Here is a 14116-nt window from a genome sequence, read left to right on the forward strand (position 1 = left end):
CTGTCGGGCGCTGCCCGCCCACCCGCCGGCCCGCTCCCTGGGCTGGCGGGTGGGCGAGTGGTGCCCGGCATCCGGCCGCAACCCATGCAGGAGGGACACCCCACTCATGATCGCAACGACGTCGCAGCCCACCGCCCCCGAGAAGACCGCCTACGGGATGCGGGACGGCTTCGACTACGACGGGTTCAGGTTCAACGCCGACTTCCCAATCCCGGCGGCGTATGTCGTCGTGCAGGGCGTCGCCTACTTCCAGGGGCCCGACGGGTTCCTGTGGTTCGCCCCGGACGCCGGCGGGGACACGCCCTGGATCATCGCCTGGGGCTACCCGCAGAACGTGGCCGAGTTCGACGCACGCTACGGCGACGAGAGCCGCGACGACCCCCGGCACCTGGCGCTGATGCAGGCGCTGTGCGAGGCGGTCGACGGCATCGGCCAGGTGGCCGCGCAGTCGCTGGCCTGGCACAGGCGGCACCGCTCCTGACCACCCTGCCCGGCCGGCTCCGCTCGGGGCTGGCCGGACCTTTTCACCATCCACCCACGCCCGGCCCGTCCTCGCGACGGGCCGGGCGCTTCCGTAGGGAGACCACGTGCAAGACCTGCTTGACCTGGACGCGCTGGCCGCCGAGTTCGAGGCGGCGCTCGCGGCGGCTGACGCCGACCTCGACAAGATGATGGACAAGATTCGCAAGCTGCTGGCGCAGGCCGAAGACCCGAGCGTCACGCCCCAGGAGGCGGAGGCGTTCACGGGCGCTGCGATTCGCCTGATGGGCAAGTACGGCGTGTCCATGGCGATGTTGGAGGCCGCCGACCCGACGGCCAACACCGTCGAGAACCGCTACCTGGACGTGCCCGGCCCGTACGCCTACGACAAGGTGCTGCTGCTGATCACTGTCACCGACGCGCTGGGCATCAGGCACATCCGGTTGACGGCGGGCACCAACCAGCGGATGCGCCTGTTCGGCATGTCGAGTGACCTCGACCGGGCGAACTTGCTGTTCACCTCGCTGCTCGTGCAGTCGGCCGCCGAGCTGGCCAAGACGCCCTGCCCGCCCCACATCGCCAAGGTCGCCTTCGTCAAGAACTTCATGACCGGGTACCGGGTGTCCATCGGGACGCGGCTGAAGGCCGCCGAGAAGAACGCCCGGGACGAGGCGGAGACGGAGCGGCGCCAGCGCGGCGACGAGGGCGCGTCGGTGGCGCTGGTGCTGCGGGACCGGGCGGCGCTGGTGAAGGACGCCTTCGAAGCCGAATACCCGAAGTTGCGTACGCAGAATGTCCGGGGGCGCAGCGGGGCCGGCGTTGGCGCGGGCCTCGCCGCCGGCAACCGGGCGGATCTCGGCGGGACGGGCGTCGACGCGGGACGGGAGGCCATCGGTGCCGGGCGGTAACGGGCTGAGGCGCTGCCCGATGTGCAAGGAGCCGGTGCAGGCCGAGGACCTGCGGCAGCACCGGCGGGATCACGGCTGGTGGCAGCGGGTGCTCTTCGACTGGGACAACGGCACCTGGGGTGACCGGGTCTGGCTACTCATGCTCCCGGTCGGCGACGCGCTGTTCCTCGGCTGCCTGATCGCGCTGCTGCGTGACCGATTCGGCATCGGCTGACGACGCTGCCCGGTGCCCACCGGCCTGCCGAGCGCGGGCCGGTGGGTTCCGAGTGGTGCTGACCCGAGATGCACCCGGACCAAGGAGACATCGACCATGGGCGGAGCTTCCGAAGCCGTCAACGATCTTGCCCGGGAGTTCGGCGTGGACGTCGACTGGGCCGCGTTCGACAAGCTCATGACGACCGACCCGACGACCTACTTTCACCTCCACTCGCTGGCGTCGGTCCGCGCGTTCGCCCAGTCGCTCATCGCGGTTCACCAGCCGCTGATCGATGAGGCGTTGGACCACGCCAAGGGCACGGCGGGGCTGGAGGACGAGAACCTGACGCTCTTCGCGACCGCGTTCTTCGCGATCAACGTCGACCAGGCGGAGGCGGAGCGGGCCGCGATGGCGGAGGCTCGGCCGCTGATCGAGAAGCTGCTCGCGGCTGGCGTGTTTCACCGCCTCGACAGCGATGGAGAGCCGGGTTCGCCGTAGCCGCAGCCAGTCAGTCTCACTTGATGGGCCGCTCGACTCACCCGGCAAGCCGTGCTTGCTGATTGTCGTCCGTAACAGATAGCTTCGCAGGCACGGGCGTCATCCACCGATGACCACCGCGCATGCGAGCGGCACCCGAAGGGGTCACCATGACCACGCATCCCACCATCGCGGAGCCGCTCCGGCCCCGCCCCGAACAGGTGCAGGCCCTCGCCGACCTGGCCCGCACCTTCGCACTGCACGACCGCGCGCAGCTCGTCATGGCCTGCGGCACCGGCAAGACCCTCGTCGGCCGCTGGCACGCCGAAGCCGCCGAAGCCCAGACCACGCTGGTCCTCCTGCCCTCGCTGGCCCTGCTCGCCCAGACCCTCGGCGAGTGGCGGCGGGTCCACCGCTGGTCGTTCGAAGCGCTGGTTGTCTGCTCCGACCCGACCACGGCGGCCGGCGCGGCCGAGCGGCGCAGCGACGAGGGCGCCACCAGCGAGGTCGACGCGCCCTACTGGTCCCGGGTCCGCGCCCGGGTCACCACCTCCCCGGCCGTCGCCGCGAAGTTCCTCGGCCACAAGATCGACGGCCGCCCCCAGGTCGTGTTCTCCACCTACCACTCCGCGCCGGTGATCGTCGCCGCGCAGGCCGCCAGCGGCTCGGTCTTCGACCTGGCCATCTGCGACGAGGCACACCGGCTGGCCGGGCGGCCCCGCGAAGAGTTCCGCGTGGTGCTCGACCACCGGGCGATCCTCGCCCGAAAGCGCCTGTTCATGACCGCCACCCCGACGAGAGCGGAGGGCGAGGACGTCGTGTCCATGAACGACCACCAACTCTTCGGCCCGGTCGCCCACACCGTCAGCTTCGGCCAGGCAATCGAGGCGGGCCTGCTCGCCGACTACCAGGTGCTCGTCATCGCCCAGCGCGACGGAAGGGCCGTCAACCGCCACGACCCGGAGACCATCCCGTCGGCGCTGCTCGACGCGGTCGACCAGCACGGCATCCAACGCCTGCTGACCTACCACAGCCGGGTGGCGCGGGCCGAGGAGTTCGCGGCCACGGTGGACACGGCCCGCACCCGTGGCGGGAAGTTCATCCGGGCCCGGCACGTCAACGGCAAGCAGCCCACCGACGAGCGGATCGAGACGCTGCGCTGGCTCGCCAACAAGCACGGCCCGGACGTGCGGGTCGTGACCAACGCGCGGTGCCTGACCGAAGGCATCGACGTGCCCGCCGTCGACGCGGTCATGTTCGCCGACCAGCGGTCATCGGTCGTCGACATCATCCAGGCCGTCGGCCGGGTACTGCGCCCGTCGCCGGGCAAGGAGCGGGGCAGCATCATCATCCCGGTGTCGCTGCCGGCCGACGGCGACGACGACACCGGCCTGGCGCTGTCGAACTTCGGGCACGTCTGGTCGGTGCTGCGCGGCCTACGCGCCCACGATCAGCGGCTCGCCGAAGAGCTGGACCGCTCGGTGCAGGAGGCCACCTCCACCGGTGCGGTGTCCAAGCCCTCGCAACGGGTCCACTTCCTGCTGCCCGAGGACCTCGACGCCCGGCTCGTCCAGCTCCGGCTCGTGCAGGAGGTCGGCTCGGCGTGGGAGAAGTTCTACGCCGCGGCGCTCGACTGGGCGCGGACCAACGACGGTGACCGGCTGCCCCGCCACGTCAAGCACCTCGGTGCCAGGATCGGCGAGTGGGCCGCTGGGCAGCGGCAGGCACGCGCACGGGGGATGCTCTCCGCCGACCGGGTCAGCCGGTTGGAGGCGACCCCCGGCTGGTACTGGGACCGCGAAGACGCCGACTGGGCGGACACCTACGGCCTTTTGGAGTCGTACGCCAGGGCGCTCGGCACGGTGGCCGACCGCACCGAAGGCGAGTCCCGATTCGCCAAAGCGCTCAGCGCAGGCGGGAACCGATGGCGACTGGGCGTGTGGATGGCCATGCAGCGGCAGACGTACCGCGAGGGCCAGCTCGACGAGCAGCGGACCCGCATGCTGGAGAAGCTGCCCGGCTGGTCCTGGGACGGCGGCCTGCGCCTCCAGGACGTGGCGATGATCCAAGGGCTGCGCCTGTTCTGCGAGTTCGAGAAGCACGCCGACGTGCCCGAGGACCACATGGAGGGCGCGCTGCCGCTCGGCCGGTGGGTGTGGGCGCTGCGCCGGGCGAAGCTGCTCGACCGGCTACCGCCGGCGATGTACGACGAGATCGCCGCGGCGACGCCCCGCGACGCGAAGGGCGCCAGCACCTTCCGGTGGGAGAAGGCCGAGACGCAGTGGCGGCTCGGGTACTCCGCCCTGCGGAACTTCACCCGCCGCACCGGTGCGGCCAACCCGACCGGGAAGGTGACCGCCGAGGACACCGAAGAGGTCGACGGCGTCGCCGTCCGGCTCGGGCAGTGGGCGGCGCTGCAACGGCTCAAGCACCGCAGGGGCGAGCTGGACGCCAAGTACGTCGCCTGGTTGGAGGCGCTGCCCGGCTGGCAGTGGGAGGTGTCCCTGACCCGGGTCGAGTACGGCGAGCCGATCGACCTCGGCGGGCACCCGCACGGCACCGCCAAGGGCATCGCCGCTAAGTGCCCGTGCAAGGAGTGCCTGGACGAGCGGCGGGCACGCGACCGGGAGCACCTGGCTAAGAAGCGGGAGCTAACCGACCCGGTGCCGGCCGGGCCGGCCGCGCACCACCTGGCGCGGTTGGAGAACGCCGGCGTCAAGCGCGGCCAGATCGTCGCCGTGTCCCGGGTGCCACTCGGGGTCATCCGCAAGATCGCCTCCGGCGAGTGGCGGGAGTTGGAGCGCAACCACGAGGAGCTACTGCTCCAGGTAACCGCAGAGATGTGCCAGGCGGCAGACAACGTCGTCGGCTCACGCGGTCGGCTGATCTCCAGCGAGAACGAGCGGATCCCGTCCGGACCGACCTGGGAGATCCTCGACGACCTCGCCGCTCGGGGCTTCGGCAACGCCTGGGTGTCCCGAGAGCTCGGCTACACCGGCTCGTTGCAGATCCGACGGAACACACCGGTCAGCCGCCGCATCGCCGACCAGATCGCCGACCTCGCCAAGCGCGTCGGTGACCTCCGGGCACCGGCCGTCGGCCGCACCCGCAAGGTGCCGCCGCTCGACGAGCTGCTCGCCGACGCCGCCTGAACGTCACCGCCCGGCGCTGATCGGCCCCGCCCATCCGGGCCCGATCGGCGCCGAGTGGCCCCGTTCACGGAACCACTGATCCGCCCCCAGCAACCGATCGAAGGGAACAGCGTGACCCAGACCGTTCAGCCTGCCCCAGCTCCCGAGGAGCAGGCCACCACGTTCGTCGAGGTCGACCCCTCGACGCTCATCGTCGGGGCGAATGTCCGCCTCGACCCCCGGCTCGACAAGGACTTCGTCGAGAGCATCCGCGAGCGCGGCGTGCGGGTGCCGATCGTCGCCCACCGCGACGGCCAGGGCCAGCTCGTCGTCCTCTACGGCCAGCGGCGCACGGTCGCCGCGGTGCAGACCGGCCGGCCCACGGTTCCGGTCGTCGTGATCGCCGAGCCCGGCGAGGCTGACCGGCTGATCGACCAGCTCGCCGAGAACCACCACCGGGCGGGCCTGACGACCCACGAGGACGTCATGGCCTTCCAGCAGCTCGCCGTGCTCGGCGTTCCCGCCGGCGCGATCGCCCAGCGGACCGCCCGTCCGAAGCCGGTCGTGGAGGCCGCGTTGCGGGTGGCCAGCAGCGAGGTGGCGCGTAAGGCCACCGAGCGGTGGGACTTCCTGGACCTGGAGCAGTCCGCCGCGCTCGCCGAGTTTGAGGGTGACGACGAGGCGATCCGGTTCCTGGTGCAGTCCGCCAAGAACGGTGGCTTCGCCCACCAGTTGCAGCGGCTGCGCGATGACCGCGAGTCCAAGGCGCAGCGCGCCGCGCTCGTCGCCCAGCTCACCGAGGCGGGCATCAAGGTGATCGAGCAGCCGCCGATGCAGGACCCCAAGCGCGCCAAGCTGGAGTACCTGAAGACCGGTCGTCGGCAGGTCACCGAGGACAACCACAAGGACTGCAAGGGCCACGCGGCCTATATCCATCAGGAGTGGGTGAACGAGGACGGCAAGCGCGGCTACGTGTGGAAGGCCGGCTACGCCTGCACTAACTACCCGAAGTACGGGCACACCCACCGCTACCCCCCGGGCGCCAGCTTCAGCGACCGCCGAACGCTCGACGACATGACCGAGGAGGAGGTCGAGGCCGCCCGCGCGGAACGCCGCGACGTCCGCGAGTCCAACAAGGCGTGGGACAGCGCGCTGAAGGTTCGCCAGGCGTGGCTGAAGCAGTTCGCCGCCCGCAAGACGCCGCCGAAGACCGCCGCGGTGTTCATCGCCAAGGCGCTCGCCTCCTGCGACCACCAGATCCGCAGCGCCATGGAGGGCAGCCACAAGCTCGCCCGCGACCTGTTCGGCGTCGAGCACGAGACCTACCAGTCCGGTCACCGGCGAGGCAAGCTGCTCGCCGACCTGTGCACCACCGAGGGCCGCGCCACGATGGTCACCCTCGTGATGATCCTCGCCGCCTACGAGGAAAACCTCCCGCGTGACGCTTGGCGCCGCGACGAGCCGGGCGCGACCGAGTACCTCCGCTACCTCCAATCCGAGGGCTACGAGCTGTCGGAAGTCGAGCAGCGGGCCCGCAACGGCGGCAAGAAGCCCTGACGCACCAACCCCTGCCGGTGCCGCCGGCCCACACCGGGCCGGCGGCACCGGCGCATCTACCCCCAGAGAGTGAAGGAACCCACGATGACCGTCACCGCCACCCCCGCCGGACACACCGACGTCGACCGCGCCGACACGCTCGACGACGCCGTCCGCGAGCCCATGCAGAAGGCGTTCCCCCGCGTGCCCGAGACCAAGCGGGAGGGCGTGATCGCCGAGATCGTGCAGCGCGTCCTGCACCTGCCCGTCTTCGAGGTCGAGGTCATCGGCACCCGGATGCCGGTCGAGACAGTGGAGGCTTACGGCCTGATGATCGAGGTCGACGCGAACGGCCGCGCGGCCCGGGTCGTCTTCCCCGATGGTGCTGAGCCGGAGTCGATGTGACCGGGCAGCCGGCGGACTTCGACTGGGACCGCCTCTCCGCTGAGCTGCGCGCCGAGCTGGCCCCTGCCGCGCCGGCCTACAGTCGGGTACCGCGACCGGTTGGTGTACCGACGCCTGAGTGGTGGGCGCCCGAGGGGCCCCGCCTGCGCATGGCCGACTGGGACCTCATCATTGCCAACGACTCCGGCGGCAAGGACGGCGAGGTCGCTCTCGGCCGTGCCGCCCAGCAGGCTGCCGATGAAGGCGTGCTAGACCGCCTGGTGGTGCAGTACAACCGGCTCGGCAAGCGCGTGTCGTGGCCAGGCACCGCCGAGATGGGGTCGACCGCCAAGCTGCTGATGTCCCGCTTTGGTGACCGGCCGGGCAGCGAGGGCACCGCGCGGCTGCACGCCGAGCACTACGGGCTGCGGTTCGAGGTGACCGAGCGGGAGCACGAGCAGGACGGTGACCTGCTCGACCAGATCGAGCGGTACGGGAAGTTCCCCAGCGACAACCGCCGGTTCTGCACCTCCGACTGGAAGCGCGGCCCCGGTAAGAAGCTCATCACCCGGCTCGTGAAGGAACTCGGTGTACGCGGCCGGCCGGCGCGGGTGCTCTACGTGTTTGGGTTCCGGGCACAGGAGTCCACCCGGCGCGGGAGGCTGCCGGTCCTGCGCGTCGACGAGCAGCACTCCAGCCGGAACCGGGAGATCACCGAGTGGTTCCCGGTCCACCACTGGACCGAGGACCAGGTGTGGTCCGAGATCCACCGGTCGGGCGTGCCGTACTGCTGGCCGTACGACGCGGGCATGCGGCGGCTGAGCTGCCGGTTCTGCGTGCTCGCCGGCGGCGAGGACCTGACGCTGGCGGCGGCGCTCAGTCAGGACGTCGCCCAGGAGTACCTGGCCGTCGAGGAGCGCAACGTCACCCGGGGCCTGGCCGACGGGGATATGCGCTCTCGGACCTTCCAGAAGCACCGGTCTATGGCCGACATCATCGCCGCCGCGCAAGAGCACCCGATCCTCTCGGAGCTGCGGCGTGACTGACCTGCACATCGACCTCGACCGGCTGGAGGCACAGCTCAGCGCGGCACTGACACAGTTGGAGCTGTTCCCCAGCCTGGCCTACGTCCCTCGCCCGCTCACCGAGGACCGGTGGCGGGCGTGGGGCGGCCGTACCGCCGCTCAGTTGGTCGCCGAGTACGGCGCGCCGGGAGCGTCCATGCCGGTGCAGCTCTGCAACGGTATGGGCGTCGACTCGGCCGCGATCATCACCGAACTGATCGAGAACCCGGACGCCCGGCTGCTGCTGGTACCCGACGACGTCGGCGGGCAACGGCTGATCCGGGTCGACCCCGACGACATCACGATCGTCACCGCGATGACGGGCGACGAGTACGACGAGACCCGCGCCGCGATGGAGGAGCACCTCCTGCCGCTGATCCGGGCTACTGGCATCCGGTACGTGCAGATCAGCCGCGCCGGCCAGTCCCAGGAGGACGGCATCGTCGTCCTCGATGACAGCCGGCAGCCCGCCGGCATGGTCATGAACGGGCCTTGGCGGTTGCGCGACGAGCTGACCCGGGCCGGCACCGTGCCGCAGACGGCCGCGAACGCCCGGAGGTGCTCTGCCCGGGCAAAGGGTTGGCCGCTCGATCAGTGGGCGAAGCGACCGGACGCGTACGGCGATGGAGACGAGGTCGTGGTCGACCGGGTTCACATCATCGGCTTCGCCGGCGAAGAGGGCCGCAGGGTCGCGAAGGACCAGTCCTACTCGGCGGAGTGCCGCCGGCCCGTCTACCCCTTGCGGCAGTGGGGATGGGACCGCACCTGGTGCGTCGACTACCTCTACCAGCGGTTCGGATTCGTGTGGCCGCGTAGCTGCTGCACCTACTGCCCGTTCGCTGGCGGAAGTAAGGCGAAGAACGCGCTGATCGCAGCACGGTGGCGGCGCGAGCCGGAGGGCGGGGCCCGGGCGATCTTCCTGGAGCTGGTCGCGCTGGCGCTCAACCCGCGCATGGCGCTGTTCAAGGACGTCACCGCCCGGTCGGTCGCCCGCGAGCACAACCTAGCCGCCGTGTTCGACCTGGTGGAGCGGCGGTTGCAAGCCTGCGAATGGGCGGTCTACGACGTGCTGCGCGTCCACCGGCCGCTCGGCGCGAAGAAGGACGAGCCCGGTGACGCGATGCGCAAGGGCAAGACATGGCGGTCAGTACGCACCCTGCGTACCGGTAGCCGCGACGAGATGACCGCCGTCCTGTCCGGCGCCTGCCAGGGGCGGTTCGAGGACGGCGTCACTCCGCGGCTGTGGCTGCGCGAGGCGCAGAACACCTACCCGACGCCGGAGCGGTTCCTGGTGGCCGCGCCAGCCGGTGTCGAGGACAAGGAGCAAGACGGCTTTGCCGCCCTATGGGCAGCCGCCATCACCGTTCACGGCCCTGCCGGACGGCTCACACCCCGAGAAGTCGCAGCGTGAAAGGAACGCACATGAGCAGATACACCCCCGGGAACGGGCTGAGCCGCTGTTTCCTGTGCCAAGAGGTCGTCGAGACGGGCGAGCCGGAGCGGCGGCACTTCCGGCGGGAGCACTCGCGGTGGGACATGGTCCTGTGGTGGTGGGACAACGGCCACCGCCTCCCGCTGATCATCGCGTTTGCGGAGATCCTGGCTATCGCGACAGGCCTCGTCGTTCTGCTGCGCTGGTGGCTCGGGGTATGAGCCGGGCGTTCACGTTCCGGCCGCCGCGGCGGATGAGCTTCCGTGGTCTCTCCGGGTCGGCGCCGACCGTCCGGCCGGCCCCGGGTCCGCCTGGCCCCGGCAGTGTGCCCGCCGGGGCGAAGGTCGTGTGCCTGCCGGGGGCACTACCGGCGTCGGAGGGCTGCATGCCCCGGGCGACGGTGGTGTCCGTCGGCCCGAAGTTCACCCGGGTCACGATGCAAGAGGGCCACGAGCGGCGCGTCAGCAACGACCTGGTGCAGCTCGACACCCAATCCGGGTACGCCGAGGCCTACGGCCTCGCCCCGCACGACCGGCCCCTGCCGTACGGCCGATACGCGGCAGGTCGCAGCTTCGCCCCGGCTCGGTGGCTGCCGCGCTGGTCATGGATGGGCTGGACAGTCGCCGAGCACCTGGCGTACGCCGCCGGTCTGCGACCGCTCGACGACCCGCCTGCGGCCCCACCGAAACGGCTGGTCATCGTTGGCTGCGGCGGGAAGAAGTCCCACCTCAAGGAGGTGGACGCCCACGGCATGTACGTCGGCTCGTACCACCGCGCCGCGCGGCGTGCCGCCGACGCGTTGGTGGCCCGCGACCCCGGCCGGTTCGGGGTCGGCAGCGGCCGGGACCGCTACCAGGTCATCCTCTCCGCGAAGTACGGGCTGCTCGACCTCTTCGACGTCATCGAGCGGTACGACCTGCGGATGGGTGAGCCCGGGTCGGTGACCGCCGACACCGTCCGCTACCAGGCACAACAGCTCGGGTTGCTCGACGTCGAGGAGGTGATCGTGCTGGCCGGGCGCAAGTACGCCGACGTCGTCTCCGCTGTCTGGCCGCACGCCCTGCGCCCCCTCGACGGGACCGCCGGGGTGGGTCCGCAGCTTCAACGCCTGGCCGCGATCGCCGCGACCGGCGCCATCCCCACCTTGAAGGAGTTCCCGGTGCGACTGTTCCCGATAACCGAAACCCTGCCGGCCGACGTGTACCCCGCGCGTCTCGACGCCGGTGACGTGATCGATGTTCCCGGCCGAGGACGGCTGACCTTGGCCAGCCAAGGTGGCGTGTGGTCGTCGGCCAAGCCGACCTGGATGCGCTTCAAGGTGGTCGATGACAAGCCCTTCGACGTCGACTCCGCGACGATGGTGCGGTTGATCGCGGTCGGCGAGCCGAAGGCGAATGCCACGGTGTCGACCGTCGCGGCCGGCTCCACGATCGAGTGCCCGCACCGGGCGTGCCGACGGCAGGCGAAGGTACGGCGCGACGGGAAGATCGGCGCTCACAACATGTTCGGCACCACGCGGTGCGAGCTTGCCGGCGAGCCGGTTCCGTCCGGCGTGAAGGTGGTCAAGCAGCCCGCCGCGAAGGCGGCCGGGAAGAAGCCGACGGCCAAGCCCCGGGAGATACCGCTGACGGAGGTCACCTGGGGCATGTTCGGTCGGGTGAAGTGCATGGGCCCGGACGGCAGCCGCACCGAGTCCGAGGGCTACGTGTCGCAGCTGCCCCGGCTGTCGACACGCGGTGTCGGCTGTCCCCAAAAGCTCGTCGGAGAGGAGCTGCTGAGCTTCGACATGAGCTGGCCGAGCACGACCGGCAAGGGTGGCTGCGTCACCGTGGGCCTGAAGGCGCGGCCGGGAACGAAGTTCACCATCCTCGACGCCCCGGCGGACCGGCCGTTCACCGAGACACCCAGCGACTCGCGCCGGATGATCGTCCGCGACATGCGCGCCGGCGACCTGGTCGGGATCCGGGTGCCCTGCGAAGGCAGCTACTGGGGGACGCTCGGCCCGGAGTTGCTGCTGACTTGCGACCCTAAGCCGTACGGTGATGACCACTACGAGCTGACTGGCCTGGTGGCTGGCGAGGTCGAGACGTACGTGCTGCCGGCCATGGAGATGCTCGGCGTGGACGGCCCTGCGGTGAACCATCTGATCGAGCAGGACCCGAATGCCACTCTGACGGTCGACGAGGCGGGCGTACGGGCGCTCCCAGCGCCCGGCGAGACGGACCCCGGGAAGCGGTGGAAGCTGCTCGGCGAGGTCAGCTCGGGCACCAGCGCGACGGCGGTGGCCCGCAGGGAGCGGATGTTCGCGGCGATGCGTCTGGTGCACGAGCTGCCCTGCGACGCTTCGCACGAGAGGATCCGGTCCGCCCGTGACGCTGACAACCGGATTTGGACGGCGAAGTGCGCCGACTACTGGGACGCGTACGCGATGCTGCTTGCCGAGGACGGCGGGCAGCGTACGGCGGCCGCCGAACCGGTTCCGGCCGGGCACGTCGACGTCGAGCCGGACGCCGAGCAGAGATTGGAGGACTTCTTCGCCCAGCTCGAAGCCGACCTCAGCGTGCTCGACACGGAGAACGCGCCGGAGCCGGAGAACGCCGAGGCCCGGATGCTGGCGAAGGTCGCCGAGCGGATCCCGGCCGACGTGATCCTGCCCGGGCCGCACGGCAACTCGATGGTGATGGCCCGCTGGGTGGCCAATGGCCTGTACGCAACGGCGATCGGCGTCGACGAGAACCGGAAGCCGGTGCGCGCCAGCGGCTTCGTCGTGGAGGCGCATCCGCTGCGCGGCGGGTACGGCGGCTGGCACCCGGACGCGACCGTGGTGGTGAAGCTGGCCAACCTGCCCACCACCAGCCCCACCGCACCCGGCGTCCGGATGGTGCAGGTGGAGCGCAACGACCTGGTGGAGGTAGTCCCGCCGGCCGACGGTCGTCCGCTGCTGCGGATGCCGACCGAACTCCAGATCCTCGAAGCCCGCACCCGCCTCGGCCTCTCGGTGGAGGTGGTCGACGGGCCCGCGAACGAGCTGTGGCGCGTCGAGGGCTGCCCGGAGCAGATCGCCAGCGAGGTCGCCTGGTGGCTGTTCGGCGGAACGCACAACTCGTGGGAGGGGCGCTCGACGCCCGTGTTCCGGGCATCGCGGGTCGCTGAGGCGATCCACGCCGGCCGGTACACGCCGCCGGCGCCGGCTGTCGACCCGCAGGTGACGGAGTGCGCGACCTGCAAGCGGGCTGTGCCGAAGACCGCGCCGCTCGGAGGACTCTGCACCGGGTGCCGGGGCGGCGAGCCGCTGGGATTCCTGGAACCCGACTGGCGCCACCCGATGGCGCGCAAGCCCGGGCACCTGCTGATCTCCCAGAAGCTGGCGGGCCTGCCGCTGCTCGGGCGGCCCGGCCGGATGGAGCAGGCGTACGCGGACCCCGGCAACAAGGCCGACTACGACCGGCTGCTGCTGGACGGGCAGCTGGTGGACATGCTCGGCCGGGTCCTCACCGCGGTCGACTGCGAACTGTGCAGCACCCGCCGGCCGCACCAGAAGACATCGGGGATCACCTGCCCCTACGAGGTGTTCTGCCCGACGTGCCAGGTCGGGCCGAATCAGCCGTGCAGGCGGCCGAGCGGCCACAAGCTGTCCGAGGCGTTCGGCGGATTGCACGAGACCCGCGCGGAGCTGGCGTACAAGGTCGACGACGCCCGGGTGGCCGCCGGTGACATGGCGGTGCCTGCGCCGTGGCCGACGCAGGCTCTCACGGGGGTGGAGCCGGTCAGCGCCCCGGACGAGCCGGGTGGCTCGCAGAACGCCGGGCGGACGCTGGACGGGCTGCTCGCCCAGGCCGGCAACCCTCGGCTTGGGCGGTACGGCCGCCAGAAGGCGCGGGAGCTGGCTGAGCGGTACGCCGCGGGGCTACCGCTGGTGCGTTTCAACCGGCTGCTCGACCACCAGTGGATGTGGAACTGTCCCGTGCCGACCTGCGGGATCATGCGCGTGGGGCACGACACGATCCGGGAGGCCCGCGCCCAATGGTTCGAGCACGCCGGCGAGCACGAGGGGTTCGTGGCGAGCTGGCCGGATGACGTGCTGCCCGTCGAGGAAGAGCAGGAACAGGAGCAGGAGCCGACCAGGGCCAGGGCGAAGCGCAAGAAGCTGCGGAAGACGGCGGTCATCGAGATCACCGAGCCCGTCGGCAACGACTGGTGGGACGACGCGGCGCTTGCGTGGGAGCGGTGCGGCACGCTGCACCGCACGACCGTTCGCCGGGCCGATGGGCGCGAGGTGTCTGTGGCTGTCCTGACCTTCCCGCAGGGCCGCGCCAAGGCGGCGGGGTTCGCGGAGCTGCTCGCCTCGATCGGCGGGATCGACCCGGGCGGCATGCACGTCCGGACGCTCGACGAGCCGGAGCCGCTGACGCACGAGGCGCTGGCCTTGTTCGACTGGGACGACTTCTCGGCAGCGTTGGAGGCGGAGTTGTCCCGGGCGTAGCCGGGTGTGGGCGGCGGTGTGGACT

General features: G+C 71.1%; 11 protein-coding genes. All 11 read left to right on the forward strand.

Going from position 1 to position 14116, the window contains the following annotated elements; translation table 11 throughout:
- Positions 1–106: 106 nt before the first annotated feature.
- The 11 genes from ABD52_RS10980 to ABD52_RS37435 all read left to right on the forward strand — a co-directional run bounded on the left by ABD52_RS10980 (position 107) and on the right by ABD52_RS37435 (position 14091).
- A complete protein-coding gene (locus ABD52_RS10980) occupies positions 107–481 on the forward strand; it encodes a hypothetical protein (protein ID WP_047891732.1) in 375 nt (124 codons plus the stop codon).
- 106 nt (positions 482–587) lie between these two features.
- Entirely contained in the window at positions 588–1388 is an 801-nt protein-coding gene (locus tag ABD52_RS10985; RefSeq protein ID WP_053065354.1) for a DUF2786 domain-containing protein, read from the forward strand.
- 19 nt (positions 1389–1407) lie between these two features.
- Positions 1408–1602: a hypothetical protein gene (locus ABD52_RS10990; protein WP_047891733.1), complete on the forward strand. Its 195-nt coding sequence runs from the start codon at positions 1408–1410 to the stop codon at positions 1600–1602.
- Positions 1603–1746: 144 nt separating this feature from the next.
- On the forward strand, positions 1747–2082 hold the full coding sequence (locus tag ABD52_RS10995) for a hypothetical protein (protein ID WP_152748229.1): 336 nt from the start codon (positions 1747–1749) through the stop codon (positions 2080–2082).
- Positions 2083–2231: 149 nt separating this feature from the next.
- On the forward strand, positions 2232–5213 hold the full coding sequence (locus tag ABD52_RS37430) for a DEAD/DEAH box helicase (protein WP_053065355.1): 2982 nt from the start codon (positions 2232–2234) through the stop codon (positions 5211–5213).
- Between the two features lie 111 nt (positions 5214–5324).
- On the forward strand, positions 5325–6749 hold the full coding sequence (locus tag ABD52_RS11005) for a ParB/RepB/Spo0J family partition protein (protein WP_047891776.1): 1425 nt from the start codon (positions 5325–5327) through the stop codon (positions 6747–6749).
- A gap of 84 nt (positions 6750–6833) precedes the next feature.
- Positions 6834–7133, forward strand: a complete 300-nt coding sequence (locus ABD52_RS11010) for a hypothetical protein (RefSeq protein WP_047891735.1) — start codon at positions 6834–6836, stop codon at positions 7131–7133.
- On the forward strand, positions 7130–8158 hold the full coding sequence (locus ABD52_RS11015; protein ID WP_053065357.1) for a phosphoadenosine phosphosulfate reductase family protein: 1029 nt from the start codon (positions 7130–7132) through the stop codon (positions 8156–8158). The genes ABD52_RS11010 and ABD52_RS11015 overlap by 4 nt, the downstream gene beginning before the upstream one ends.
- Positions 8151–9587 (forward strand): hypothetical protein, encoded by a 1437-nt coding sequence (locus ABD52_RS11020; RefSeq protein WP_053065358.1) that lies wholly within the window; start codon positions 8151–8153, stop codon positions 9585–9587. The genes ABD52_RS11015 and ABD52_RS11020 overlap by 8 nt, the downstream gene beginning before the upstream one ends.
- A gap of 11 nt (positions 9588–9598) precedes the next feature.
- Positions 9599–9829: a hypothetical protein gene (locus ABD52_RS11025; RefSeq protein ID WP_047891736.1), complete on the forward strand. Its 231-nt coding sequence runs from the start codon at positions 9599–9601 to the stop codon at positions 9827–9829.
- Positions 9830–9993: 164 nt separating this feature from the next.
- On the forward strand, positions 9994–14091 hold the full coding sequence (locus ABD52_RS37435; protein WP_053065359.1) for a DUF6884 domain-containing protein: 4098 nt from the start codon (positions 9994–9996) through the stop codon (positions 14089–14091).
- Positions 14092–14116 lie beyond the last annotated feature (25 nt).

This window comes from Micromonospora sp. RV43, from assembly GCF_001029515.1.
Lineage (GTDB): Bacteria > Actinomycetota > Actinomycetes > Mycobacteriales > Micromonosporaceae > Micromonospora > Micromonospora aurantiaca.